23 protein-coding genes are annotated in these 26,209 nt (G+C 61.6%); 10 read left to right on the top strand and 13 right to left on the bottom strand.

The genetic code is table 11. The features are described 5' to 3' along the window. Positions 1-733: 733 nt before the first annotated feature. Positions 734-1,045, top strand: coding sequence for a hypothetical protein (locus tag ABX74_RS30555; RefSeq protein WP_223257820.1), 312 nt, complete (start codon positions 734-736; stop codon positions 1,043-1,045). Between the two features lie 943 nt (positions 1,046-1,988). Here the strand turns inward: ABX74_RS30555 and lanKC are convergent. Next, positions 1,989-4,571, bottom strand: coding sequence for a class III lanthionine synthetase LanKC (gene lanKC / locus ABX74_RS03560; protein WP_047888254.1), 2,583 nt, complete (start codon positions 4,569-4,571; stop codon positions 1,989-1,991). 366 nt (positions 4,572-4,937) lie between these two features. Between lanKC and ABX74_RS03555 the strand changes: the two genes are divergently transcribed. Genes ABX74_RS03555 through ABX74_RS03545 form a run of 3 tightly spaced genes read left to right on the top strand, consistent with a single transcriptional unit; the run spans position 4,938 to position 7,560 of the window. After that, on the top strand, positions 4,938-6,131 hold the full coding sequence (locus ABX74_RS03555; protein WP_046379506.1) for a thiolase family protein: 1,194 nt from the start codon (positions 4,938-4,940) through the stop codon (positions 6,129-6,131). Between the two features lie 28 nt (positions 6,132-6,159). Further along, a complete protein-coding gene (locus tag ABX74_RS03550; protein ID WP_003942978.1) occupies positions 6,160-6,921 on the top strand; it encodes a 3-hydroxyacyl-CoA dehydrogenase in 762 nt (253 codons plus the stop codon). A 12-nt stretch (positions 6,922-6,933) separates the two neighbouring features. Next, positions 6,934-7,560, top strand: coding sequence for a TetR/AcrR family transcriptional regulator (locus ABX74_RS03545; RefSeq protein WP_047888253.1), 627 nt, complete (start codon positions 6,934-6,936; stop codon positions 7,558-7,560). Between the two features lie 87 nt (positions 7,561-7,647). On the opposite strand, the gene ABX74_RS03540 is transcribed toward ABX74_RS03545, so the two are convergent. Together ABX74_RS03540 and ABX74_RS03535 are read right to left on the bottom strand one after the other, a co-directional pair. Beyond that, complete coding sequence (locus ABX74_RS03540) at positions 7,648-9,270, bottom strand: long-chain fatty acid--CoA ligase (protein ID WP_019745828.1); 1,623 nt, start codon at positions 9,268-9,270, stop codon at positions 7,648-7,650. A 101-nt stretch (positions 9,271-9,371) separates the two neighbouring features. Beyond that, positions 9,372-11,057 (bottom strand): dihydroxyacetone kinase family protein, encoded by a 1,686-nt coding sequence (locus ABX74_RS03535; RefSeq protein ID WP_047888252.1) that lies wholly within the window; start codon positions 11,055-11,057, stop codon positions 9,372-9,374. 54 nt (positions 11,058-11,111) lie between these two features. Here ABX74_RS03535 and ABX74_RS03530 point away from each other — a divergent pair, with 54 nt between their 5' ends. Further along, positions 11,112-11,975 (top strand): patatin-like phospholipase family protein, encoded by an 864-nt coding sequence (locus ABX74_RS03530; protein ID WP_047888251.1) that lies wholly within the window; start codon positions 11,112-11,114, stop codon positions 11,973-11,975. Next, a complete protein-coding gene (locus tag ABX74_RS03525; protein ID WP_020971177.1) occupies positions 11,972-12,826 on the top strand; it encodes an LLM class flavin-dependent oxidoreductase in 855 nt (284 codons plus the stop codon). Before ABX74_RS03530 ends, ABX74_RS03525 begins: the two co-directional genes overlap by 4 nt. A 1-nt stretch (position 12,827) precedes the next feature. Here ABX74_RS03525 and ABX74_RS03520 read toward each other — a convergent pair whose 3' ends face one another. Further along, a complete protein-coding gene (locus tag ABX74_RS03520; protein WP_019745824.1) occupies positions 12,828-13,838 on the bottom strand; it encodes a threonine aldolase family protein in 1,011 nt (336 codons plus the stop codon). A 334-nt stretch (positions 13,839-14,172) separates the two neighbouring features. Here ABX74_RS03520 and ABX74_RS03515 point away from each other — a divergent pair, with 334 nt between their 5' ends. Further along, positions 14,173-14,712 (top strand): HNH endonuclease, encoded by a 540-nt coding sequence (locus tag ABX74_RS03515; protein ID WP_020971175.1) that lies wholly within the window; start codon positions 14,173-14,175, stop codon positions 14,710-14,712. 19 nt (positions 14,713-14,731) lie between these two features. Then, positions 14,732-14,989 (top strand): WhiB family transcriptional regulator, encoded by a 258-nt coding sequence (locus ABX74_RS03510; protein WP_003943196.1) that lies wholly within the window; start codon positions 14,732-14,734, stop codon positions 14,987-14,989. 4 nt (positions 14,990-14,993) lie between these two features. Here the strand turns inward: ABX74_RS03510 and ABX74_RS03505 are convergent, their stop codons facing one another. The 7 genes from ABX74_RS03505 to ABX74_RS03475 form a co-directional block, all read right to left on the bottom strand. Then, on the bottom strand, positions 14,994-16,415 hold the full coding sequence (locus tag ABX74_RS03505) for a DUF2252 domain-containing protein (protein WP_019745821.1): 1,422 nt from the start codon (positions 16,413-16,415) through the stop codon (positions 14,994-14,996). Positions 16,416-16,495: 80 nt separating this feature from the next. After that, entirely contained in the window at positions 16,496-16,819 is a 324-nt protein-coding gene (locus ABX74_RS03500) for a DUF6292 family protein (protein ID WP_019745820.1), read from the bottom strand. 69 nt (positions 16,820-16,888) lie between these two features. After that, positions 16,889-18,169, bottom strand: coding sequence for an NAD(P)/FAD-dependent oxidoreductase (locus ABX74_RS03495; RefSeq protein WP_020971174.1), 1,281 nt, complete (start codon positions 18,167-18,169; stop codon positions 16,889-16,891). Positions 18,170-18,214: 45 nt separating this feature from the next. Beyond that, positions 18,215-18,697 carry an acyl-CoA thioesterase gene (locus ABX74_RS03490; RefSeq protein WP_029256546.1) on the bottom strand — a complete coding sequence of 161 codons (483 nt, stop codon included), beginning with the start codon at positions 18,695-18,697 and terminating at the stop codon, positions 18,215-18,217. 125 nt (positions 18,698-18,822) lie between these two features. Continuing rightward, a complete protein-coding gene (locus ABX74_RS03485; RefSeq protein WP_047888250.1) occupies positions 18,823-19,626 on the bottom strand; it encodes a class I SAM-dependent methyltransferase in 804 nt (267 codons plus the stop codon). Continuing rightward, on the bottom strand, positions 19,623-20,279 hold the full coding sequence (locus ABX74_RS03480) for a FadR/GntR family transcriptional regulator (protein ID WP_019745817.1): 657 nt from the start codon (positions 20,277-20,279) through the stop codon (positions 19,623-19,625). The genes ABX74_RS03485 and ABX74_RS03480 overlap by 4 nt, the downstream gene beginning before the upstream one ends. Before the next feature lie 79 nt (positions 20,280-20,358). Beyond that, the gene (locus ABX74_RS03475; RefSeq protein ID WP_019745816.1) at positions 20,359-21,261 is read right to left on the bottom strand and encodes an Lrp/AsnC family transcriptional regulator; all 903 of its coding nucleotides are present in this window, start codon (positions 21,259-21,261) and stop codon (positions 20,359-20,361) included. 224 nt (positions 21,262-21,485) lie between these two features. On the opposite strand from ABX74_RS03475, the gene ABX74_RS03470 reads away from it, so the two are divergent. Both ABX74_RS03470 and ABX74_RS03465 read left to right on the top strand, forming a co-directional pair. After that, positions 21,486-23,201, top strand: a complete 1,716-nt coding sequence (locus tag ABX74_RS03470) for an amidohydrolase (protein WP_047888249.1) — start codon at positions 21,486-21,488, stop codon at positions 23,199-23,201. Then, positions 23,201-24,535, top strand: coding sequence for an MFS transporter (locus ABX74_RS03465; RefSeq protein WP_047888248.1), 1,335 nt, complete (start codon positions 23,201-23,203; stop codon positions 24,533-24,535). The genes ABX74_RS03470 and ABX74_RS03465 overlap by 1 nt, the downstream gene beginning before the upstream one ends. Positions 24,536-24,618: 83 nt before the next feature. On the opposite strand, the gene ABX74_RS03460 is transcribed toward ABX74_RS03465, so the two are convergent. Together ABX74_RS03460 and ABX74_RS03455 are read right to left on the bottom strand one after the other, a co-directional pair. Beyond that, the gene (locus tag ABX74_RS03460; RefSeq protein WP_223257819.1) at positions 24,619-25,152 is read right to left on the bottom strand and encodes an ANTAR domain-containing protein; all 534 of its coding nucleotides are present in this window, start codon (positions 25,150-25,152) and stop codon (positions 24,619-24,621) included. Positions 25,153-25,324: 172 nt separating this feature from the next. Further along, complete coding sequence (locus tag ABX74_RS03455; RefSeq protein WP_047888247.1) at positions 25,325-26,191, bottom strand: alpha/beta hydrolase family protein; 867 nt, start codon at positions 26,189-26,191, stop codon at positions 25,325-25,327. Positions 26,192-26,209: the final 18 nt, after the last annotated feature.

Below are 26,209 nucleotides of genomic sequence, written 5' to 3'. Positions count from 1 at the left end.
GGAAGCGCCGGATACGACGGACACCGATTTGTTACTCATCGGTCTGGTGTCGAGTGCGCATCTGCAGTCCCGAGCCAGAACCAATCTTCAGCGCTTCCGGCGGCCGAACAATACGCCGACAGCCGAGATCATGATCAGCGCCACAAGAACGACGACGATGTACGACCTGTCCGCGGCCGGTGCCACCGTTTCGCTTTCTTTGGTCACTGCATCAGTGAATGTACAGCTTATGCCTGGAGGGAACCATCCCCAGAAGTCTGTAATTCCTGCCGCTACCCTCTCCGCCCGGTCGGGAAGGAGATTATTGAATCGTGATGGGATTCCATAGTGATCAATGCACCAGCTGGGCTGATGTTGGAGGCGCAAAGAAAATGCGTCCAACAAATAGACCAAGGTTAGTGCGATCAGCGATATTGCTAAAGACGCTTGGCTTGCTCGTAATAATCGAATCTTCACGACTCGCCCGCAACAGTCACGTCATCATGAGGTGACGATGGTATTGGTTGCTGCGATCCACCGAATCCGGCCGTGCTCAAAATTGACCTGTCGACTTTGGGAGTCGCCGAACTCTCCTGACATCGGTAGTTCAAATCGACCATCCTCGCAGCCCTGCCTCCCATAGTCAGCAAAGATAGCACCGTGGACACTTTCTCCGTGCCGAGAAACAATCGATCGTGAGATCGGGGAAGTGGTTACTGCTAGTCCGCGACAAACAGCTCGCTATTCTCATCGAATGGATCAGGCAGTGTCGAACTCGCAGGCAACGAGAAGGTCCGGTGCTCTTCGTTGGGTTGGTTTGGTAAACGCACTTATCGCAGCGTCGGCGTCGGCGATGTATGTCGCAGCGAAATGCCATCTCACCTGGCCCGAACCTGGGGATAGTGCACTCTCGATCGCCGGTGCGATCGTTCTCTGGGTCCTCACCGCGACTGTTGCAATCGTGCTGCTCGGAGTGTGCTGGTGGCAGCGACGCCGATGGTTGTGGTCGGTTGTCGCTGTTCCGGTTCTCGTGGTGATCGCGCTCGGGATCGCGGCCGCGGGGTAGCCACATTTCGATCAGTATCGGGCAGACTTCGAAACCGTTGCACAGCAACTACTTCAAGAACCTGACGATCCCTATTCCGATGGGTATCATCGTGATCTACGAATCGGCAGATTCGATATCTCCTATGCCAACGTCAGCAGTGAAGGCCACGTCTATTTCTATGACGCACGAGATGGATTGGACATCTTGGACAATCCAGGCTGGGTGTACGCACCCGATGGCGTGTCCGACAAGACCTTCAATCAGCTCCAGTTGGAAGACATCGGGGGCGGATGGTACCGATTCCCTCATCTCGTCGTTGACACGTATTGATCCTCAAACCACCAGACCAGCATTCCGGAGGCGAAGGGAAGTAGGAGTACGAAAAGCGTCGTGAAGGTCAAGGCGGTGTCGGTGCGGCAACTGCCACCTCCGTCGTACCAGCGCGAGCAGACGGCCCCGAAGTTCCAACCCTCGCCCGAACGCTGAACGAACCAACCTGAAATCGCCGTTGTCAGGATCAGAAGGAATATCACCGCCGATGACCATCCGATCTGCCCTCGGCATTGCCGCCAGGTCGCTCAAGTCATCGGCGAATGCAGCTCGGTGAAGCGTGGATGCGTCTCATGATGAAACAATACTGTTCTTCTGGTTATCCGCACGGATTCCGAAAGCCGATACCCCGGAGCTTTGCCCGAGGTATCGGCCTGAGGTCAGAGGCAGAAGAAACTGAGCGAACTGATTGCCGCGTTCTGCTCGAGTTGGCCTGCGTCTCCGACGTTGCCGGCGGCGACTGACAGATCTTGAAGGGAGAGAATAGCGTCCATTGTCATTTCCTTTGTTGATCGGCGTTCTTGCCGATGGATTTGATCGATCGAGTTTGCTTGCGGTGTTGATTTAATTCCAGGTTTTTCGCCTGGTACTTCTGTGCTCCAATCTGCCGTGGGTGATAACTTCCGAACAATTAGGCGATGTGGCAGTTCGACGCGCACATCAGTGGAAACGACTGTCGGGCAGTTGCCGATCCGGTATGTCGGAGCGACGCCAGTATTCCTGCAGATCCGGTTGCCCAGTCTGTCGAGAGTCTCAGGTTCTGTTCACCTGGAAAGTGCAGTCCTCCTGCGTGATTGAGGCTGTGTAAGCCCAGAAGCTGGAACTGCTGGGCAAGCGTCTGCTCACAATCGGCGCCGGCATATGGACTCTTGGAGAGTTCGCCGAGAAAGAGAATCAGCCCGGCTCGCCCGTTGAGTAGTCCGGCTTGGGCAGTGAATTCGACGGCGGCAGCGCGGGCTATGGCAAGTAGCGCAGACGCGTAGTGCGGCTCGTCGACATGTCGAACAAGTTGAAGAAGTACCAGGCCCACGCCGACGGATCCCGATCCGAGGTACGGCATTGTCCGGCGCTCCTCTCTCAGCTGCATCGAACCGTCAGGGCACATCTGCATCACGGACAGGTCGATGTCGACAAGCTGTCGCGCGTGTTCCAGCGATCGAGGATCGCCGGTCCGTTCGTAGTGGCGAGTCCAGAACAGTGCTTGCCCGCTCGGCCCTCTCATCAAGCCTCCACAACCCGTTGTCGCCCAGGATGTTCCGCCGGTGAAGCGGACGTGTGCGCGAGCAGCCGAAAGGCGATCCCGCAGAGTTTCGGTGACGAGAGCGAGAGTTGACGATGCCGCCGGACATGACTCCGATTCCTCGAGTAGAAGGCACCCGATTCCGGAAAGGCCGCCGAAGAGGCTGGAGTCGAGCGCGTCGAGTGGGGCTCGACGCAAAGTCTCGGCCCACCTGTCGGCAGTCGAGTGTCGTCCTAGTTGCCGAAAGGTATGCACCGCACCTGCGAGCCCGTCGAAGAAACCGAACCGTGGTTGCGTATCCGAATCAACTTGATGTTCAGTCCATTCCAGAACTGTCTCCAAGGTGTCGGTGGGAAGATCATCGGCGAGTAGGTTTCCGCACGAGCCGTGAGCAATGCCGTAACCGTTCACTTCGAACTGGGCGATGTCACCGGGAAAGAGTCGATCAGCGCGGGAGAGATCAAGTGTGGTGAGGATGCCGCAGCGCAATCGAGCGTCCATACGTTGCAAGGTTTTCCTCGACGACGTGTCCCAACGATGCGGGTGATCCGCCGGTTCCGGCGGCTGTGCGTCGAGCATCGAATAGAGCGAGGCGCAGAAGGCACGAGGAAGATCGAATCGAGACACCGCGTAGTCGATGAGTTCGGGAATCTTGTTGCGATCGAGGGGGAGCAATGTAGTAAGTGGGACAAAGAGTCCCAGCTCGATGCATCCCAAGGAGTATCGATCTGCCTCGATTCCTGTCAACTGTTGCGGTGCGGTGTACCCGGGAGCCCCGGTGGACCGGGGCGGTTGCTCGTCGATGCTGTGGGCCATCTCGAAATCGATGATCCGAATACCCGACGGTGAGCACATCACGTTGCCGGGGTGAAGATCGGCATGAACGATTCCGGCGTGGTGGAAGCTCTCGACTGCGGTAGTCAGCTGTTGTGCAATACCGAGCGCCCAGGTTCTGTATTCCGTTCGGGAGCTGAGTGTCTGATCCGCACGTATCAGCGGATAGCGGACCGCAATCTCCTGATTCAGGGGAGCGCCGGGAGCGCGCTCGGTGACAAGAAAGTGGTGTCCTTCGCGCTCGAACAAGTTGAGCGCGGAAGGTGAGTACGGGTTGTCGGCAAGGTGAGTCAGCGTGTCGTACTCGTTGCGGATGCGGTCGATTGCGTACCGGCCGTTGGCGTCCGGGGCGGTGAAGGGTCGACCCTCTTTGATGACCAGATTGATGCCGGCGTCGTCCAGCGCGGAGTAGATCCCCCCGCTGTTGCTGAAGTGCAGGGCTTCAGTGATCGAATAGGGGAAGGCGTCGCGTGATTTCAGCTTGTCTTGCTGCGCGCGAACGAAGTCCGGGATTTGTACCCAGTCTGGAGTTCTGAAGGAAGTGCCGCGCAGATCGGGTTCGAGCGATCCGTCAGGGCGCCGTATTGCCGGGACGCGATCGCCGAATGAATCGTTGGTGTGCATGGGCAGGTACGCGCCGTACCGTAAGTAGAGTGGTCCCCGGTTCCATCGCACATCGCTGAGGATGTATGGCCCGTCGGCAGCCGTGACAAGCTCGTCCAGTTCGGTGATGACACGTTGTGTGGCAACGCTATCCGCCGGATAGATCGTGATGAATTTTCCGCTGGATGTTCGATTGGCCTGCTTGCTGTTGGAGAACATGAGGTCTGCTGCCGTCCGAAGAAATTTGAAAGGCACCAGATTGTGGCCGCAATACTCGGAGACGGTATCGAGCAGCTCCTGCGCGTTGGCTTGGGTAGCGGAGCAGTGAATCTTCCATCCCTGTTCTGGCAGCACGCTGTCAGGCGGTTGGAAGTAGTTCCACGGTCCGCTTTGGGGACCGCGTCGCCAGAGTGACCAGTCCACCGACTTTGCAGGCTTAAAGTGCTGGTCAGTCGGTGCGTCAGGTCGAGTGGCCGTTCTGATTCGGTCGTAGAAATGCGAGTCGGCACGTGTGAATGCAACGTATCGCAGGTCCACGCTCTACCTCCGGGTCAGTCCCCCTGCGGTTTGTCATCGATTGGTGCCACGCCCCGAATCCCCTGTGGCTTGGATTGCTTGTGGCGGAAGGTTATCCGATTCCGGACATTTCGGGCGAAGATTGAAAACCTATCATTCGAAAGTACTAATGAAGGGCGTGGGTCAGGGGTTCCTGATCGCCCAACTTTTCATCTGCCCACATCGGCTTCGAGTTCGGTAGCCCTCTCTTGACGGACGGTCCGACTCGGTGGTAATTGTTTAGCGAGCGCTAAGTCAGGGTGCTCTCACGATCTCGGTTCGGCATCCGGTGCCACGAACTCGGGTGCCGGACCGCCCCAGCAATGCACGTCCTCGAAGGGAACGAAGATGACCAAGGCAGTGATCGTCGATGTAGTCCGGATCGCGTCTGGCAAGGGAAAGCCGGGCGGAGCACTGTCCGGGACGCACCCTGTCGAACTGATGGCGCACGTTCTACGTTCCATCGTCGATCGAAACGGCCTCGACCCCGCCCTGGTGGACGACGTGATCGGCGGTTGCGTCGGCCAGGCCGGTGAGCAGGCGCTCAACATCACCCGCAGCGCGGTCCTGTCGGCAGGGTTCCCCGAGTCGGTACCCGCCACCACGATCGATCGCCAGTGCGGATCAAGTCAGCAAGCTGCGCACTTTGCGGCTCAAGGCGTGATCGCCGGGGCCTACGACATCGTTATCGCGGCAGGCGTCGAATCCATGAGTCGTGTCCCGATGGGTACCGCGACGATGGGGAAGGATGCTTCCGGTCCGGGCATCGCGGCTCGCTACCCCGAAGGCCTGGTCAATCAGGGCATCTCCGCGGAGTTGATCACCGCGAAGTGGAAGCTTGACCGCGAGGCTCTCGACGCATTCGCTGCGCAGTCCCACCAGCGGGCAGCAGAGGCTGCGGCGCAGGGGCTCTTCGACAAGGAGATTCTGCCGATCTCGGTGACCAACGCCGCCGGTGAGACCGTCTCGCATACCGTCGATGAGACGGTTCGCGCGTCTACTACCGCCGAGGGACTCGCCGGCTTGAAGCCGTCGTTCTACTCGGAGAAGTACGCGCAGCGCTTCCCCGAAGCGCAGTGGTCGATCACTCCCGGTAACTCGTCGCCGCTCACCGATGGCGCGTCCGCAGCACTGATCATGAGCGAAGAAATGGCGTCGAAGCTGGGGCTGACCCCGCGAGCTCGTTTCCATTCCTTCTCCGTTGCGGGCGACGACCCGATCTTCATGCTCACCGCACCCATCCCAGCCACCCACAAGGTGCTCGCTCGCGCGGGTTTGAGCATCGACGACATCGACACCTACGAGGTCAACGAAGCCTTCGCTCCCGTTCCACTCGCCTGGGCTCACGAGTTCGGCGCCGATCCGGCAAAGCTCAACCCGTGGGGCGGCGCGATTGCACTCGGCCATGCCCTGGGGTCCTCGGGTACTCGACTGTTGACCACGATGGTCAACCACCTCGAGGCCACCGGCGGACGCTACGGATTGCAGACCATGTGCGAGGGCGCCGGCATGGCCAACGCCACCATCATCGAACGCATCTGAAACACATAACCTTTCGAAAGGAACTCTCATGATCGTCAACGACAGCGTCGCCGTCGTCACCGGTGGAGCATCCGGCCTCGGCCTAGCTACGACCAAAGCCCTTCTTGCCGACGGTGCCAGCGTCGTCATCATCGACCTTCCGTCGTCCAACGGTGAAGCCATCGCCAAGGAACTTGGCGACCGGGTCCGCTTCGCGGCTGCAGACGTCACCGACGAGGCTGCGGTCACCGCGGCACTCGACGTGGCCGAGTCCCTCGGACCCCTGCGCGTGGCAGTCAACTGCGCCGGAATCGGCAACGCAGTCAAGACGGTCAGCAAGAAGGGTGCTTTCCCGCTCGACGCATTCAAGAAGGTCATCGACGTCAACCTGATCGGCACCTTCAACGTTCTTCGTCTTGCTGCGGAACGTATTTCGAAGACCGAACCCATCGACGGTGAACGCGGCGTCATCATCAACACCGCCTCCGTCGCAGCCTATGACGGTCAGATCGGGCAGGCTGCGTACTCCGCGTCGAAGGGTGGCGTCGTCGGTATGACGCTCCCCATCGCCCGTGACCTCGCGTCGCTGCTGATCCGCGTCAACACCATCGCTCCCGGCCTGTTCAAGACCCCGTTGCTGGCCGGACTGCCTGAAGCCGCTCAGGCGTCGCTGGGTCAGCAGGTGCCTCACCCCTCTCGCCTGGGCGATCCCAGCGAGTACGGCGCGCTTGCTGCGCATATCGTCTCCAACCCTATGCTCAACGGTGAGACGATCCGCCTCGACGGTGCAATCCGTATGGCACCGCGGTAATTTCGGCTATTCATGACTCGCGAGGTGGAGCCGGTGAATTCGGTGGCAGTGGACTGGAGGACTTTCCCGCCGCTGGTGATGACCGACATCCTGATGGCTTCGCTCGAGCTGTTCGACGAGAACGGTTACCACGGCACGACGGTGCGGCAGATTGCCAACCGTGTCGGGGTAACCGTTCCCGCGCTCTACTATCACCACGCGAACAAAGAGGCAGTCCTCGTCGCTCTGTTCGAGATCTCGATGAGTGAGCTGAATACCAGAACCGAAGCGGCAGAGGTGGAAGCCGGCGAAGATCCGGTACGACGCTTCGCCTTGGTGGTGGAGGCGATTGTTCTCTACATGACCCACCGGTCGCGGCATGCTGCGTTGGACACCGAGATTCGGCATGTCTCACCGGAAAGCCGAAGTCGATACGCCGCCAGTCGTAAGCGGCTCGAGTTGCTCATGCGCAGGATCGTCGACGACGGTGTGGCATCGGGAGATTTCGCGGTCACCGACACCGAAGAGACCGTCCGGGCCATACTCGGTATGGCGCAGTCACTGCCGCGTTGGTTCCAGACCGGCGGGCCGATGTCGCCGACGCAATTGGCGCAGAAGTACGTCGACATCGCTTTTCACACGGTCGGTTATCGTCCGTAAAGTGCATTGCTCGTTAAACGAAGGTGGGCAACAGAGTGAAAACCTGTTGCCCACCTTCAGTATTCATGCTTCAGCATTCACTCCGTATCAGAGGCGAGTGACTTCGAGTCCGCCTTCGTGGTAGTCGGCCCTCAGGCGCTTCTTGTCGAACTTGCCGACGCTCGTCTTCGGAACTTCCTGAACCACAGCCCAGTTCTCGGGGAGCTGCCACTTGGCGACCTTGTCCGAAAGATATTGCTGGAGTTCGGACATCGTGGTCTCGGATCCGGCGCGCAGAACAACCGCGACCAACGGGCGCTCGTCCCACTTCTCGTCCGGCACGCCGATGACGGCAGCTTCGGTGACGTCAGGGTGGCCCATGACGGCGTTCTCGAGGTCGACCGATGAGATCCATTCGCCGCCGGACTTGATGATGTCCTTGGAGCGGTCTGACAGGCTCAGGAAGCCGTCGGCCGTGATGGATCCGACGTCGCCGGTCTTGAGCCAGCCGTCGTTGAACTTGTCTTCCGCATCGACGCCGTAGTACGACCCGGTGATCCAGGGGCCGCGCACTTCGAGCTCGCCGACGGAAACGCCGTCGTGTGCAACAACTTTGCCGTCATCGTCGATGAGACGTGCCTCGACGGATGCCGGGAAGCGGCCCTGAGAGTAGCGGTACTTCCACATCGCGTCGCCGGTGACACCGGCCGGCGGGCGGGCAACGGATCCGAGTGGGGAGGTTTCGGTCATGCCCCAGGCGTGCAGGACGGAGACGTTGTGGTCGGCTTCGAATGCGTGCATGAGGGCGGGCGGTACCGCGGAGCCGCCGATCAGAACCTCACGCATCGAGGAGATGTCCTGTGGGTTCTGCTCGAGGTAGAGGTGCAGGCCCTGCCAGATGGTGGGTACGGCCGCGGCGAACGTCGGCTTCTCGCTGGCGATGATCGCAGCCAACGGAGCAGGCTGGAGGAAGCGATCGGGCATGATCAGCGAGGCGCCGATCATGAACGCGGCGTAGGGAAGTCCCCACGACATGGCGTGGAACTGAGGCACTACGGCGAGTGCACGATCTCCCTGCGCGAGGTTGGGGCCGTCGCTCATGCAGACCTGCATGGAGTGCAGGTAGATCGAACGGTGGGAGTAGACGACGCCCTTGGGGTCGCCCGTGGTGCCGGACGTGTAACACATTGCGGCAGCGCTGAGTTCGTCGACCTCGGGCCAGTCGAACTCGGTTGGCTGATCGGCGATCAAGCCCTCGTATGTGTGAACCTGCACGCCCTCGGGAGCTTCGAGTCCCGCAGTGGAGGAGCCGGTGACGATGATGTGCTTGACGGTTGTCAGCGACGGAAGCTGCGGAGAGAGAAGCGGAATCAGGGACGGATCGACGATGATCACGCGGTCCTCGGCGTGATTGGCGACGTGGATCAACTGCTCGGGGAACAGACGAATGTTCAGCGTGTGGAGCACAGCGCCCATCGAGGGGATCGTCAGGTACGCCTCGAGGTGCTCGGAGTTGTTCCACATGAACGTGGCGACTCGCTCGTCACCCTCGACACCGAGTCCGCGCAGGGCGTGCGCAAGCTGTGCGCAGCGCTTGCCGACGTCTGCGTATGACACACGGCGCGGGCCGGACTCGGTCCACGTGACAACCTCGGAAGCGCCGTGAACGGAGGCACCGTGGCGGAGAAGTTGAGCAATGGAGAGGGGGGCGTCTTGCATGGTGCTCAGCATGGGCTGCTCCTGTGTGGTGTGTGAGACCGGTGCTTTTGCCCACGGGCCCTCACAAACGATGTGCTGTGGCTGCCAGATTAGTCACAGCTCCGAAGTGCTCGCTAGTGACCCACTGCACTAGCGAAGAACCACGCTATGAGTAGCGCTCCCGGATCGACCACTCCGCGAGCGGCTTCGCCCACATAACTTGCACGTCCGCGGTTCGCGAGCATGGTTTCGGTCGACTCCGCGCCGGCCGCCGCCGCTGCCGCTGCGCTGGCCAGAGCGGCGTCCCGATCGGCTCCCGAGTTCACGGATTGCTCCAACGACTCGACCGCCGGAACTATCGCGTCGACCATCGTCTTGTCGCCGACGCGTGCGCCGCCGAGCGAGGTGATGTTGTCGAGCCCCGCCCGTGCTGCAGTCGCGATCGCACCGAGGTCGAGTTCGGAGTCCGCTGATTCTGCGGCGACGCGGAAGAAATGCCGGAACCAGATGCCGAACAACGCGCCGGACGTACCGCCGGCGTGACCGAGGTACGCCTGGGAGACTGCATCGAATATCGTTGCAGTGGAATAGGTGTCACGGATCGCTGAGATGTCGAGCTGATCCAGTGCGGCCACCATGTTGGTCCCGAAGTCGCCGTCTCCTGCTCGTCGGTCGAGATCGGTCAGGGCAGGTTCCTGCTCCAGTACCTTCGCGGCCCAGTCCGCAATCCAGCCGCCGACGAAGCTGCTTTCGGCAGTGCGTGAGGTGTCGGGTGTGAATGTGGGACCGAATGATTCACGCTTGCCCATGCCGCTGTACTCACGTGCCATAGCATTCGGCCAGGCGGGCGCTTTTGTTGGTGCGTCCCATAATTCGAGGATTTCTTTGTTTGTGCGAACAAGGGTGATGGATGCTCCGGCCATGTTCAATGCAGTGACGAACGTTCCGATCAGCGTCCGCTCGATGTGAATTCCCTGGTCGGCCAGATAATCTCCGAGTTCGGCGAACAGTAGTTGCAGCTCCATTGGGTGGGTGGCCCCCAGCCCGTTGACGACCGTAATGACGTGATCACCTTCGGCGAGACTCAGGGACTCGATGATCGGATCCGTCAGCCGTCGCACCAATTCCGGTGCGGGCAGGGCGTCCACGCGTTCTGTGCCGCGTTCGCCGTGGATTCCGATACCAAGTTCCATCTGCCCGTCCGGTAGGTCGAACGACGGCTCGTCAGCCCCCGGCAAGGTGCATGGGCGAAGAGCGACGGCCATGCTGCGAGCCGAGTGCGCGACGTGTTGTCCGATCCGGGTCACCTCGGCCAGGTCGTCACCGCGGGCGGCCGACGCGCCGCAGACCTTCTCCACCACGATCGTTGCCGCAGTGCCGCGTCGCCCTGGGCCGCTACCGTCTGCGCGTTCGGTCGCGACGTCGTCGTCGACCAAGACGACGTCCGTGTCGATCTTGTCCTCGCGGAGTAGTTCCCGTGCGATACCGAAATTCATCACGTCGCCGGTGTAGTTCTTCACGATGTGCAGGACGCCGCCACCGGCGTCGGCAGCTTTGGATCCTTCATGGATCTGCAGTGCGTTGGGTGAGCTGAAGATCAACCCGGGACAGACGGCCGTGAGCATTCCTTCGCCGATGAATCCGGCGTGCATGGGTTCGTGACCCGAGCCGCCGCCGGAGACGAGCGCGACTCGCCCGCGTGGAAGGGGCTGTGCACGAGTGAGGTATCCGGGATCGGGGTTCCACGCGATGTCGTCGGTGGATGCGATCAACCCGCGGAGTGCGTCGGGAACAAATGTCTTTGCGCTGCGCATGAACATCACTTCAGAGTAGGTCTAACGTCGAGTTCGGGCACGGATCGTGATCGACGAGAGGTGGACGGCGTGAAATTGGGGTTGGTACTTGCCGGTGGCGGCGTTGCGGGAATCGCCTGGGAAACCGGTTTTCTGTTGGGCGTTCAGGACAAATCGCCGGACGCTGCCGCAGCGCTGCTGGCAGCGGACGTATTGATCGGCACTTCTGCAGGTTCCACCGTGACTGCTCAGATTGCGGGCGGCGCGACACTTCAGGAGCTTTTCGACGCACAAACGGCCGCTGCGACCGGTGAGATCGATCCGGAGGTAGATGTCGAGGTCCTCGGTCAGATGTTCGTCGACGCGATCGCGGGCTCCGCGGATCGGTCCGAACAACTTCGTGCGCTCGGCGAGGCAGCGATGGCCGCCGACACCGTCGAACCCGCCGTGCGTCGTGCGGTCATCGAGGCAAGGCTGCCCAATCGGTTGTGGCCCGAGCGGGAGTTGCGCATCCCGGCGATCAACGCACAAACCGGTGAGTTGAGGGTGTTCGGCAGTGCTGACGGCGTAGAACTGATCGACGCAGTCGGAGCAAGTTGCGCCGTACCAGGGGTGTGGCCGGTAGTCATGATCGAGGGCGACCGGTACATGGACAGCGGAATGGCAAGTGGCTCGAATGTTCATTTGGCTGCCGACTGCGATGTGGTCGTGGTTCTTTCACCTGCTGCCGATCCCGCCCCGAATCTGCTGGGCGGCAGCCTACGAGAGGAAATCGACGCGATGACGCAGTCACGGGTACTGGCGATCTTCGCCGACGACGCCGTCGTGGAAGCGATCGGAACCAACTCTCTCTCGCCGGCGACAAGGCGCCCGGCAGCCGAACTGGGACGCGAACAGGGTCGCCGAACAGCTGACGAGATCGCTGCGTTTCTGGTGACGGCATGAGCGCCGCACGGATTGCCGTGGTCCTGCGCCCGGAGCAATCCCCGGAAGATCTGGTTCGGCATGCGGGGTATGCCGACGAAGTCGGTATCGATGAGGTCTGGCTGTGGGAGGACTGCTTCTTCGGCGGAGGAATAGCCACTGCTGCAACTGTATTGGCCGAAACCACGCGCCTGGGAGTAGCGATCGGTGTGCTGCCGACTCCGATGCGCAACACCGCGATCACGGCGATGGAGATTTCGGCGCTGGCCAGAGTTCATCCGGATCGACTGCGGGTTGGCTTCGGTCACGGCGTTCAGAGTTGGATGCGGCAGATCGGCGCCAAGGTCGAATCGCCGTTGACCCTCCTCCGGGAGCAGTTCGGAGCACTCGAGCGATTACTGCGCGGTGAGTCGGTGACGGTATCCGGTCGATACGTGAATCTCACGGACGTCAAGCTGGCGTGGCCGCCCGAGAAGGTGCCGCAGTTGCTCGTCGGTGCCACGGGGCCAAAGACTTTGGCGCTCAGTGGTGAGTTGGCGCAGGGCACCGTGCTCTCGGGTGGGACGACCCCGGAAGGCGTTCGCCGGGCGATCGCTCATATCGGAGCGCAGGATCTCGAGGTGGTCGTTTACGTCATCTGTGCATTTGGTTCCAGCGGTCGTGAGCGCGCCCTTGCCGAGGCCGCAGCGTCAGGGTGCGAGTCGCCGGAGGAAGCGATTGCCGTGGGGACCGCGGCCGACGTTGCGGCCGCAGCAGTGCGATGGGTGGACGCGGGTGCAACCACCGTGGTACTCCAACCGACCGTTGACGAGCCGGACGTCCGCGAGTTCATTCGCCTTGTCGCGCAGGAGGTTCAACCGCTGATGGTGTAGCTCAGGCGGCTAGTCGGGACAGAACTTCGTCGATGTCGGCAGTGCTCACGTCTCGATGTGTCACGAACCGAACCTTCCCGGCGACGGTGACTGCACCGACGTCGACAGCGGCGAGCTGAGCAACGGTGGCCGACGGATCGGCTGTGGCGGCGAGAACGATGTTGGTTGCGGGTTCGTCGACAGCCCAACCGCGTTCACGAAGGCCCGATGCCAGGCGTTGCGCATTGTCGTGATCGTCGGACAGGCGAGCTTGTGAGCGAAGCGCGACGATGCCGGCTGCGGCAAGCACCCCGCCCTGACGAACGCCGCCGCCGAGCATCTTGCGGATCCTTCGGGCTTCGGTGATCAATTCAGGTGATGCGGCCAGAATCGAGCCGACCGGCGCACCGAGTCCCTTGCTCAGGCACACCTGGACGGTATCGGCGCCGGAAGTCAGTTCGGTGGGCGAAACATCGAGTGCAGCAGCGGCATTCCAGAGGCGGGCGCCGTCGAGATGAATCTTCAAGCCGCGTGATCTCGCCGCGTCGACCAGTTTCGTCCACTCCGTCGGATTCATGACGGCGCCGCCGGCGAAATTGTGGGTGTTCTCGAGACAGAGCAGCGTGGTGTTCAACGTGAAGTACGGGCCGGGGGAGCCCGCCGCCTTCACGACGGTCTCGGGACTGGGACGTCCGGGTCCGCCGTCGTGCGGCAGCGCCATCGGCATTCCCTGTGCGAGCCAAGCAGCGGTGCCCAACTCTGACCCCAAGACGTGAGAGTGTTCCGGTGCGAGGAACTGATCGCCGCGGCGAAGGTGCAGCATCAGCGCAATCAGGTTGCCCATCGATCCGCTCGGTACCCACAAGGCCGCCGGAAAGCCCAGAGTATGTGCGACCTCTTCCTCGAGCGCCGCCATGGTCGGGTCGTGATCGAGGACGTCGTCACCGACCTCGGCGTCAGCCATCGCCTTCCGCATCTCCGCATCAGGCTTGGTGACGGTGTCCGAGCGTAGGTCGATGTACGACGAAGTCATGGCTCATTCGATCAAGCCGCGTGTTCCGGCGTCAAACCGCGGCCTTTGCTGGACGGCTATTCCGGCCTGATAAATCAATATCGATGAGGATGCCTTCCGTGTGATGATGGGCGCCGGCAATCGTCGGTGAAGAGAACAAGAAGTGGAAGGGACAGGCATGCGCGACTCGAAGCAAGCGTTGCACCTGCGCGGGCACTCACCCCGCGGCATTTCCCTTCCTGCATTCGGGGAACAGAGTGGCGCTGGATATATGCCGTTCCCCGTTTCTTGCATTTGCTCCTGAGCCGTCTTCACGTCCAGGAGTTCCACTCCTCGACATGAACTGAGACGTCTCATGCGGAACCCGAACCGCGCATCTACCGCCGCTTCTCACAGTTGGATGAACCGGTCCGTCCGGGTACTCAACGCAACGTACGAGTACCTCGGTGAAGTGAGCGCCGATCGTGCGATCGTCCTGATCGCCACCGGTTCCGCGCAGTCCACCGAAGACGTGATCCCGATACTTCCGGTGCGCTCCAAGCACGTCGAGATACCACTGCCTCGGACGATCCTGCTTGCCGAGTACGTGTATGTCGCCCACCGGGTTACGGTCACCGATTCCAGCCGAGCGACCTTCGCCGGCATCTTCGACCGGGACGGTCGTCAATGTGCGTACTGCGCCGCCAGAGCAACGACCATCGACCACGTCCAGCCGCGAAGCCGCAACGGGCCCAACACGTGGGGGAATCTGGTGGCGTGCTGCAGTTCCTGCAATCAGCGCAAAGCGGATCGCACACCGGCGGAGGCCGGCATGCGGTTGCTGTGGGAACCGAAGGCGCCTCGACGCATCGAGAAAGTGCAGCAGAAGATCTGGCGTGAATTGAGTCGGACGTGACGGTCGAAAGGAGTAAGTGATGTGCGCTGACGAAATCTCGAATCTGGCTGAGCTTCTGCCGATCTCGGACGACCGAACCTGGTGGCAGGCGGAATGTCGAGGAGACCCCGAGCCGGACCGCTGGTTTCCCTTTCCGTCCGAAGGATACGACTACGCGACCGACGTGTGCAACAGGTGCCCGATTGCGGAATCGTGTCGCGAATTCGCCTCTGCCACTGGCCAGACCGGAATCTGGGGAGGAGTGAAGTTCGAGCAGGGCAGGATCGTCGCGGCGTGAGGGATCAGATTCCCGGCTCCGCGGCGATCGTACCGGCCGATACCGCCCGGCACAGAGCGTCGTGGTCACGTTCGGTTTGATCGGCGTAGAGCCGAGCAAACCGGGTGAGGGCGGTGTCGACCGTGTCCGAGGTTCCCAGGTAACCGGAAATCAGTGACGCGCCACTGGTTCGTGCGTGTCCTTTGGCCAGTAGGCGACCGCAGATCGCGACATAGTCGGTCAAGGCTGCTGCATCGATATTGTTCAGGTCCACAGAACCTTTCATGTTCCGGAACTGACGGACGTAGTACTGGCGGTCGTCCACGGTGCACCACCCGAGCAGTGGATCGCTGACTGTCTGGAGAGCCTGCTGGTATTCCGCGACGCGTCGTCCTTGATGGTCGTGCCAGGCCGAGTCGCCGTGCACGAAGGGGGCGACGACGGATCGGCGAGCCTGCTTGAGCTGCAAGAAGATGACGTCGTCCGGGATGCTCCCTTCGCACAAGGCGACGTATGCACGCAGAGCGACGCTTCCGACTCCGACAACCCGGTGCGCAACGTCGATGACGTTGTATCCCGAGACGACTCGGCGCCAGTGTGGTGCAAGGGTTTCGAGATACTCGTCCAGACCCTCCAGGAGGAAGTCGGTGTCCTGCGGCGTGAGTCGTGTTGTGAGCGGCGGGTTTTCGACCAACTGGCGCCGTCCGTGATCCTCGACAGTGAACCGAGGAACCGCGTGATCGCTCGTACGCCGTCGTGCCCGCTCCGCGGCGCGGCGGATCTCGGCCAGCAACCCGGGATCAGTGACGTGGTCGGTCAGTCCGTCGAGATCGACCCGGTCGAAGGAGCGATCGAACAGTGGACGCTCGGAAAGCTTTGCCAAGTGGAGGCGATATGCGGACACACACGAGGTTGTCGCTGTTTCGCATTGAGCTTCGGTGAGACCGTTCTGCCGCCCGGCCACCCAGATGCTCGCAGCCAACCTTCTCAGGTCCCATTCCCAGGGGCCCGGATGTGCTTCGTCGAAATCGTTGAGGTCTATGACAAGTTCACGTTCCGGGGACCCGTAGAACCCGAAGTTTCCGACGTGCGCATCCCCGCAGATGACGGGAGTGATGCCGGTGGACGGGAGCTGCGCCATGTCCTCTGCCATCAAGCCGGCGGTACCGCGCAGGAAACCGTACGGTGAAGCGACCATGCGTCCTACACGAATCGGAACCAACCAGTCGAGTCTTCCCTCGTGTGCCGTGTTGACCTGATCGACCGGATCGCGTCGGTTGGGCGGGGGCGTCCAATCACCAAGCGACGATCGTGCTACTCGCTTGCGCAGGCCCTTCCCGATTTTGCGACGCTCACTGCGGGGCGTCTGACGCGCCCGCAAAGTCGCCCTGCCGTCCGGTTCGTTCTCGAGAGCCAGCTGACCGGCAGGCCTGTTCACCGGGTCCATGTCGGGCTCTCTTTCGTCGGGCGTGCGAAACTCGCGCTCGATCCTATGCCCGCTGGATTGCGCGCCGCGCGACGAGTTCCTTAACTACCCGCCTGGGCAATCAACTCGACAGCGCGGTCGGCGCACAGTTCCGGGTCCGGCATTCTCCCGATACCGAGGCATTCGACAACGGCGAACGACGTATCCGGTGTCGTTTCCACGCCGAGCGCCCACCCGAAGTAGTGATTCCAGGCGAGTACGGCTCGGTGGCCACTGTGCTGCGGAATCTCGCTGCCCAGAACGAGTACTGCGTCGAACGCGGGGCCGTCGCACCAGATGACCGATTCGGCGAAGGTGGAGCTGGCGACGGCGACTACGTACCTGTGACAAGTCGATTCACTCGGAATGGCGATGTGTGCACGCATGGTCGCTCCTCCGGCTCGGTTGCGATCGGAGGGTTCCCCGTTGCCGGCGCCGAAAAAACGCTTGGCAGATTACGTCCCGGCCACAGATCTACGACGCAGACGGTGTCTGAGATGTTTTTGTGCTGCCCGCGCGACCGAGCGAGTCGAGAGATACTGCTCGGCGGGTATCAACCGGGAACCGAACAAGTAGAACCTTTGGGCTTCGTCGTGGTCATGTGTGGCCGCGGAGATGAGCAGACGTTCGATCGCGGTGAACTTTCGCCCACCGGCGTAACCGCTCATGTAATCGATGTGTTTCGTCATACTCGCTCTGGCACTGCGGTATTCGGCCAAGGCAGCGTTCACGTTCCGATGCGAGTCGAGTGTGTGTGACGTCGTCTCCGTCAGCATTTGGGCGGTCGCGTCGACCAGCATCTGAGCGGTCTCCAGTGCCCACGAGCATCCGATGCCCCATAACGGGTCGTTGGTTGCCGCGGCGTCGCCGATGAGTGCGAACCCGTTACCTACCGGGTCGGTGAGGATTGTGGAGAAGTGTTTGGTACCAACGATCTTCCCGACGATGTGCTCTCGGCGAACGGGCGGAGCGCCGGGTAATGCGTTGGCGTACGCGAGGAAAGCAGTAGACAGGTCGTCAGTGAACGGGCCGAGCTTGTCGAGGGCAGGGAAGACGACCAGCACGCTGATTCCGCCGTCGTTGGGGAGCAGATAGGCGACGTCGGGATCCATGAACCACGACAATGAAGATTCTCCGTCGGGTCGTTCGAGTCCGGAGAGTTGAGCGAAGTAGCTGAAGCGCCCGTTGGACGCACTCACCGAGTCGCAACGCGCGGATCGTGCGACGGTCGAATCCTTGCCGTCTGCTCCGACGGTCAATCGTGCTTCGACAGTGAAGGCCGAACCCTGTTCGGTGCCGTAGACGCCTGCAGTAGTGCCGTTCTTGGTCAGTAGTCCGGAAACACGATGTCCGAGAAGAAGGTCGACGTTCTGGTAGTCGTTCGCGAGTTGGCGCAGGAGGGGGTCGAGAGTTTCCCTTCGGACGTTGAATCCAGGCGGCGGTGAGTTCTCTGCAGCATCAGGGGTGATCATTCCCCACGGGGTCCAGAATTTCGGAACGGTTTCCACCATTCCCAGGGCGAGCAGTTTTTCCGTGGCGCCGAGTCGTTGCAAGATCGGGGCACCGCAGGGTTGTAGGTGGTGAGTGCACAGGACTTTGTGCGCCCGGATGTCGGAGCGAGCGTCGAGAAGCGCTATCCGCAGACCTTGCTGGGCGTACATGATTGCGGCCGCGCATCCCGCGATGCTCGCGCCGACAATCACAACGTCATAGTTTTCCCGTGCCTTCGAAGTCACTCGATCAGTTTAATGCATAAGGTTATAACTTAAATTTTACTGGATTTAGTCATCGTGTTCGGGCGTTAAGTCCCGAACTGCAGCCCGGATGGACTGTTCACGAAGCTCGTTCTCTCTGCGCAGTTCACGACGCCGACGACCGGCCTCGAATCGCTGCCTCGCGATTGTTCCGGTCGGCCGGAGTTGGGGTACCTCGGCCGGTTTTCCGTCGCTGCCCATTGCGACCATCGTGAAGTAGCAACTATTGGTGTGTCGAGATTTTCCGAGAAGAATGTCTTCGGTTTCGACGCGTATTCCGATTTCCATCGAGGTGCGCCCGGTGTAATTGACGGAAGCGCTGAACGTGACGAGTTCTCCGACATGCACCGGTTCGCGGAACACCACACGATCCACCGACAGGGTCACGACGTACGTCTGGGCGTATCGACTCGCGCACGCATAGGCGACCTGGTCGAGAAACTTCAGAATCGTTCCGCCGTGAACGTTGCCCGAGAAATTGGACATGTCCGGCGTCATGAGGACGGTCATGGACAACGTTTGTTTCGATGCTTGCTGCGATGCTTGCTTCAATTCGGGCAGGGAGTTCGATTCGGACATCGAGCGGGCCTCTTCGGGTCGGTGGACGGTGAAGAGACCGTATCCGGCCAAAAGGGTTACCCGCGCGTTCGGAAGAGCGCGGTGTCAGAGTTCGGGACAGTGCCAACGTGGAGGATGTATTCGCTGGTGGCGACGGGGCCGGCCGCGCTCGACCTGAGATAGGGCTCGAGCGTCGAGCGGAGGTGCGCTGACATCGAAGCCCAATTCCCGGTGCTTCGAACGGCCTCGCGAAAGTTCTTCAACGCCGGTGCCTGGTCGCACAGTTCCTCGACGGGATCTGATCCGGCTGGTAGTTCCCACTCGAGCAGGTGGGAGGCCGAGCTCACCGACTCCAATCCGGCTGCCGCCTTCTCGAATTCGCTCGAGCTCGACCATGTCGTCGGTAGTGGTGTGATGCCATTCCATGCCGAGGCGGCCTCCCGGCGGAGTGCTGCTGCCCACCCGTTCTCCGACCACGTTGCGACGCAGATCTTTCCGCCTGGCCGGCTCACCCGCATCATCTCTGCGAGGGCAATCGAGGGGTCGGGGCAGAAGATGATCCCGAAGATGCTGACGCAGGCGTCGGCACTCGAATGCGGCCAGGGTAAAGACTGCGCATCGCCGATCGTGAAGGTAGGTTGGGTAGTGCCGGGGTGGGGAATCCAGCGTTCGCGTGCGACCTCGAGCTGGCTGGCGGAGAGGTCGAGTGCGTGGACCGTCATGCCTGACTGAGCTGCCGGGAGCGCAAAGTTCCCGGTTCCGGCGCAGACGTCGTACACCGTGCTCACATGCCCGATCGTGCGCAGTGCCTCCGTCGATGCCGGTGAGAGTTGCTCGGCAAGAGGCGAATACGTCGTACCGTTCCAGTTTCCCTGATTCACGCCAAGCTCCTTTCGACTGCGTCGATGACCGTATCGAGCGCTGCGCCCGCCGCGTGCGCTGCTTCGTCGGGGTTGCGTTCCTCGATGGCTGCGATCAAGGGTCGGTGCTCGTCGACGTGGAAACCTGGACCGACACTGACTGCGGACAGCGAATCCGTCACGGCGGCAAGGACTCCCCGGTAGACGTCGATCAGTGCGGAATTGTGGGACGCCTCGACGATCGAAAGGTGCAGGGCCATGCCGGCTTCGACAGTGAAGCCGCCGACGTGACCGGGGTGGGCATTCCAGGCTGCATGTATCCGCGCGAGATCTTCGGGGGTATGGCGCTGCGCTGCAAGTCGCGCGGCTTCGACCTCGAGTCCGCGTCGCAGGCTCAGTACGTCGAGAACGTCACCTCTGGCGAGCCTGCGCCCGAGTAGTCCTTCGACCGGCGACGCCGCCATGACGTACACGCCGCCACCGTGACGAACGGACAGAACTCCGGCGTGTGCAAGCGCCCGTACCGCTTCGCGCATGGTGTTTCGGGCGACTCCCAATTCCTCGACCAGTGCGGTCTCCGGCGGGAGTTTCGATCCGACGGGCCATCGGCCGGTCGATATCGCGTCCTCGATCGCCGCAGCGACGATGTCTACCTTGCGTCCGGAGTCGGACATGTGTGCCACCTCGGGTAAGTGAGTCAATGACTTTGTCCGAGGTTAGCGTGCTCTCACGAGTGGGTCAATGACTTGGGAATTATCCGCGTACGTCCAGGCTGCGGGCGTAGTGCTCCTTGAAAACCTCGAGATGCGCCCACGATTCCAAGCCGCTGACACCGTCGATGCCCCGGATTCGCTCGGACAGGGCATGGAGGTCGTTGGACGAGTTGGCGGCGACCGTCGCGATCACGTCGTACCGTCCGAGGGTCCGCGCGAGGAATTCGATTCCGGGCAGGGACTCGATCTCCGATACCGCGTTGTCGTCCCGTGAGCCCAGATTGACGCCGATGCCCATCGCCAGCGTCCGGCCACCACCTCGCCGCTTGACGACAGCGCCGACGCGCAGTGCCGTGCTCGCGATCAGGTGATTGACGCGATTGCGCACAGCGCTCGGCGACAGGCCGGTGTGTTCGGCCAGCTCGAGAAATGGCATGCGCCCGTTGCGTTCGAGCAGTTCGATCAAGGTGACGTCAGTCGAATCGAGTCGGATGTCGGCTTGTAAAGCGGTCTCGGGCATGAAGATTCCCTTGATGACGTCGACGTAGACCAGCGTGCTCACGGATCTGACGCCACGCTGTGAGCGGAGTTCGGCGATAGCGCGGTACAGATCGTCGTGGCTGGACACCCGAAGTTCCGCGATCACGTTGTACTGCCCGCTGACTGCCGAGATGTAGACCGCAGCCTCGGATTCGATCAACGCGTCCAGTACCGGGGTCATCGGTCCGGACACGGCGATCGACACGTGTGCGAGTGCCTTCAGGCCGAGAAGTTCGGGGTGTGCGACGGCAACCACGGACACCGTTCCCGAGTCGAGTAGTGCCTGCACCCTGGTGGACACTGCCGCGCGTGGGGCATCGACGGCCACGGACAGTTCGCGGTACGTCGCTCGCCCATTGCGTTGAAGAGCAGCGATGAGCTTGGAATCGAGATCGACCGTCATGGATGCCCCAACTTTTCCAGAGATTTTTCTGTATGAGCTTCCTATTAGAACAGTCGCATGTGGGCATAGATGATGTGGATAAGTGCAGAAATGCTCGGAAACTTGTACAAAAAAGTTGTGGGCCACCTGGTCTGAAACTTTGATGCATTGCATAGCTCCAGGTCGGGGCGTAGTTTTCGCTCAACACGCAGTGACCTGCACCACCATCTCGACGAAGGACCACCATGCGCAAGTTGCACACGCACGAAGCCTCGCCGCTCGACGCCACCGCCACGATCTTCACCGGCGCCAAGATCCACACCGTTGACGACAGCACGGCGGGAGCCGAAGCGTTCCTGGTGTTCGGAAACCGCTTTGCCGCGGTGGGGACACTCGAGGAATGCCGCACGGAGGCGCGACGCCTGAGCACTCGCACGACCGCGGTGGTCGAACTCGACGGCGCCACCGTCGTCCCCGGATTCGTCGATCCGCACGCGCACCCGTTGATGTACGGACAGATGCTCAGCTGGGTGGACTGCGGGCCGGAGAAGGCGCACTCGATTCCCGGAATCATTGCCCTGCTTCAGGAAGCGGCACTCACAGCTCCTGCAGGTGTCCCGATTCGCGGATACGGCTATGAGCACCGCAACCTGATCGAAGGGCGTCATCCGCTCAAGGAAGAGCTCGATCAGGTGGCCACCGATCGCGAGGTCTACCTCATGAACGCGAGCGGTCACGGCGGCGTCGTCAACTCCTTCACTTTCGACAAGCACGGCATCGATGCGAGCACTGAGAACCCGGCCGGTGGCGAGTTCTTCCGAGACGCAGACGGCGAGTTGACGGGCGAGCTGTCCGACGCCGCGTGCAACATCCTCACCGGTGTCAACGGTGTGAAGGTCGGCCATCACGGACCCAACTTCCATCTCGAGGACGAGCCGGAAGAGCACCTTCGCCAGCTGTCGGTCGCTCAGGACAAGTTCCTGGCCGGCGGCGTCACCACCATCGGCGACTGCCAGGTGACGCGTCGTGAATTCGACATGTACCTGCGTCTGGCCGAGCAGGATCAGCTCAAGACGCGCGTCAGCATGTACATGCTCAGCCATCTCCTCGATCACGTCATCGACACGGGAATGCATGGCGCCTTCGGCAATTCGCGGCTCGCGTTCGGCGGCATCAAGTTCTACGCCGACGGCACTCTCGGAGGCTGGACCGCATACTTCCCCGACGGCTACGTGGGCGACCCGTGCCGCACCGGGCAGCTCTACCATGAGCCGGCGGACTACTCGGAGCTCATTGCCAAGGCACACTCCGTGGGTCTGCAGACCGCCACGCACGCACAGTCGCCGACCGCCATCGACATGGTGCTCGACGCCATCGAAGCAGCGCAGAAGGCTCACCCCGACGCCGACGCGCGTCACCGCATCGAGCATTGCGGACTCCCGACGGCCGAGCAGATCGCCCGGATGAACCTGGCCGGTGTCTACCCGGTGAACCAGCCGCAGCACTATTACAACTGGGGTGAGGGCGTCACCGCGGCGATCGGCACTCCGGGCGAGCGGTTCAACCCGCTCGGGGAGTTCATCGCTGCCGAGGTTCCCGTGACCATCAGCTCCGACGCCCCGGTCGCAGAGCCCAAGCCGCTCGAGGCCATTCAGGCGGCAGTCACTCGTGTGACACGTCAGGGCCATCAGCTCGGCTCCGATGCACTCCGCATCTCCGCCGACCAGGCACTGCAGGCTCACACGCTCAACGGCGCGCGTGCGCTGGGCCGTGAAGCGGAACTTGGCAGCATCTCGGTCGGCAAGCGGGCCGACTTCGTGATTCTGGGCGCGGATCTCCTCGAGGTTCCGGCCGACGCGATTGCGCAGATCGAGGTCCGGGAGACCTGGATCGACGGCGAACTCGCACATTCAGGTCATAACCACCTATTGTCGAGCACTTCGACCACCGAGGAAAAGTAATGAACCGAGAGCAACAGATCGTGAAGGCCCGCAAGGCGGGATTTGCAGCCTTCGTCGGTACAACCATCGAGTGGTACGACTTCTACGTCTATGCCACGGCAGCCGCCCTGGTGTTCGGTGACATCTTCTTCCCGCCCGGAACCGATCGCCTGACCGGCGTTGCGGCGGCGTTCGCGACGTACGCCGTCGGGTTTTTCGCCCGCCCCCTTGGTGGAATCGTGTTCGGCCATGTCGGTGACAAGATGGGCCGACGCACCGCTCTTGTTGTCACCCTGACGCTGATGGGTGCAGGAACATTCCTCATCGGCATGTTGCCCACGTACGCGTCGATCGGGTTCTGGGCGCCGCTACTGCTGGTCGTGCTCCGCTTCGTCCAGGGCTTCGCCGTTGGCGGCGAATGGGGTGGCGCAGTCCTGATGGCCGTCGAGCATGCTCCCGAGGACAAGAAGACCTTCTACGGCGGATTCGCTCAGCTGGGCAACCCGGCCGGCGCCCTTCTTGCCACCGGTTTCTTCAGCATTCTCTCCACCTTCGGCGACGACGCTCTGCGCGAGTGGGCTTGGCGTCTGCCGTTCCTCTGCTCGGCACTGCTGATTCTGGTCGGCTTGGTCGTTCGCCTGAAGGTCGAGGAGTCCCCGGTCTTCGAGTCCGAGGTGAAGTCCGCGGACGTTCCGGAGATGCTGCCGCTCAAGTACGCGCTGGTGACCAACTGGCGTCCGATCATCCTCGGTATCGGCATTCTGCCGGTCGCAGTCGGCGGCTACTACCTCGTGACGACCTTCATCACGGCATACGCAACCGACCCCGACGTCGGCTTGTCAGAGACGCTGATTCTCAACGCGCTCAGTGTCGCTGCAGTGGTCGAGTTGATCGCGACCCTGGGAGTTGCGTGGCTCGGCGACAAGGTGGGGCGCGTCCGCGTGGTCATCTGGGGTCTTGCTGCGGTCGCAATACTCGCAGCGCCGCAGTTCCTGGTGCTGAAGTCCGGATCCGTGTTCCTGATCTTCCTGACGTTTGCGGTCATGCGACTGGTGCTTGCTGCCACGTATGGTCCGATCGCCGCCGTTCTCTCGCAGATGTTCAAGCCGCAGGCTCGTTACACAAGTATCTCGTTGGCGTACCAGGGTGCCGGCGCGATCTTCGGCGGATTGTCTCCGCTGATCTCGACGCTGATGTACAAGGCAACGGGCAGCATCTGGCCGGTCATCGCACTGCTGATCGGCATGTGCATCCTGAGCATCGTCTGCCTGCTCTTCGCTCCGCAGCATGTGGACGAGGCGACGGATACCGACGACGTCCGGCAGGACCTGAACAAGGAATCGGCTTCCGCCTGACTACCGAAACGAAGCTGGGGCAGTACACGATTTCCGTGTACTGCCCCAGCTGTCGTTTCAGGTCAGTTGTCGTTCAGCGACTGTTACGCGCCGACGAGATGGCGGTGAAAGTGATCGCTGCGTCGGTGGGCCTGGCTGAGATTCCTGATCTCGCGAAGCCAGAAGTGAGACGCCAGCGCATTGTTGTTGCCATAGCCGGTGCCGGAGGTGTCCTCGTCGATCAAGGCGACAAGCGCCTTGATCAGGCTGGTGACCTTGAGATTGTTGGTCTGAGAATGTCGTACCAGCAGGTCAGCGGCTTCGTCTGTGCTGCAGCGGTAGAGCGTGCAGACAATTTCGAGAGCCCGTTCGCGGAGACGGCCCGAATTGGTCGGGATCCGTAGTCCGTTTGTCGGGACACTGTTCGTCTGGTTGTTCGTGTCGTCGGGGTGAATCATGGTGTTGTACAAGGTATTCCTTTGAACCACATGGGTTTTGGACCCGTGCGGTGTGTAGCGCATGTTGATACTGGTGCAGTCGGTACGCGATTGGCGGCGGACTCTGTCGGAGCCTTCGGCCTGGTCAACAATCTGCGGGACTGATGAAAGTGCGTAGTGATCAAAGGCGCGGATTTGCACCGAACTGGAAGTCTGCCCCTGGAACGAACGAATATTGGAACTGTCGTTCCGGGCGAAGCGACCGGCTGCCTGACTGACGGCTGCCCTCTGATAACCCCACCGTACGTCATGGAGTTGGTTTCAGCTAATCCTTTTGCGGGCGATCATGCTCACAGTAGGCGGTTTCACCTGCTCAAGGAGTGTTTACGTGATCGATTATTGCTTGCTTGGTGATAGCCCAGGCGTTGGTTGTCGGGTTTCCGAAGTCGCCGTGGCCGACGCCGGGAAGTTCGATCAGATCGACCACGTCGCCTGCTGCTCGTGCGGCACGGGCATAGCGCCGGCTCTGTTCGACCGACACGACCTTGTCGCCGAGTCCGTGGATCGCCGTGACGGGGAGCCCGGTGGGGAGATGTTCGATCGGTGACGCGATGCGGTAACGGTCAGGATGATCGACCGGCATGCCGCCCAGAAGATTTCGAACAAATCGATCTTTGCCCGCGGTTGCGGCGAGTGTCATGTCGAAGACGCCGGCCATGATCGTCGCCGAACGAATCGGCACGTTGAGGTCAGGCGCGGGAGCATCCGTGTCCTGTTGTGGTCGCGACGCGACCCACGCGGCCAGTTGTCCGCCCGCGGAGTATCCGGCGATGTGCACGCGGCCCAAATCCAGTCGCCCGGAGGCCTTTTCCTGAACGATGCCGGCAAGCGCGTTGGTCGCCGCAACGGTATCGGAGAGAGTAGTCGGCCAACCGCCCTGCCCACCTATACGTCTGTATTCGATGTTCCAGACCGCAATTCCGTAGGGGGTCAGCGTTTTTGCCCACGCACCCGCGTACTCGAGATTGCTCTTCTGCGCCCAGCCGCCGCCGTGGATCAATACGACGACTGGCAGGTCGCCGTCCGATCCGGGTGGGAGATACAGATCGCCGAAAGTATCTGCGGCAGCGGCGTAAGCGATGCGCACCGGAGGGACATCGCGGTCGAGACCGGAGGCGCTGGCGACCGAGATCACGAGCGTGAAGATGCAGACGAGCGCTACGGCGAGGTACCTGGCCAAGCGGTCGCGGGAGCGGTG

Source organism: Rhodococcus sp. ARP2 (genome assembly GCF_001029585.1).
GTDB classification, from domain to species: Bacteria; Actinomycetota; Actinomycetes; order Mycobacteriales; family Mycobacteriaceae; genus Rhodococcus_F; species Rhodococcus_F erythropolis.
This window is presented reverse-complemented; position numbering and strand designations above follow the sequence as displayed.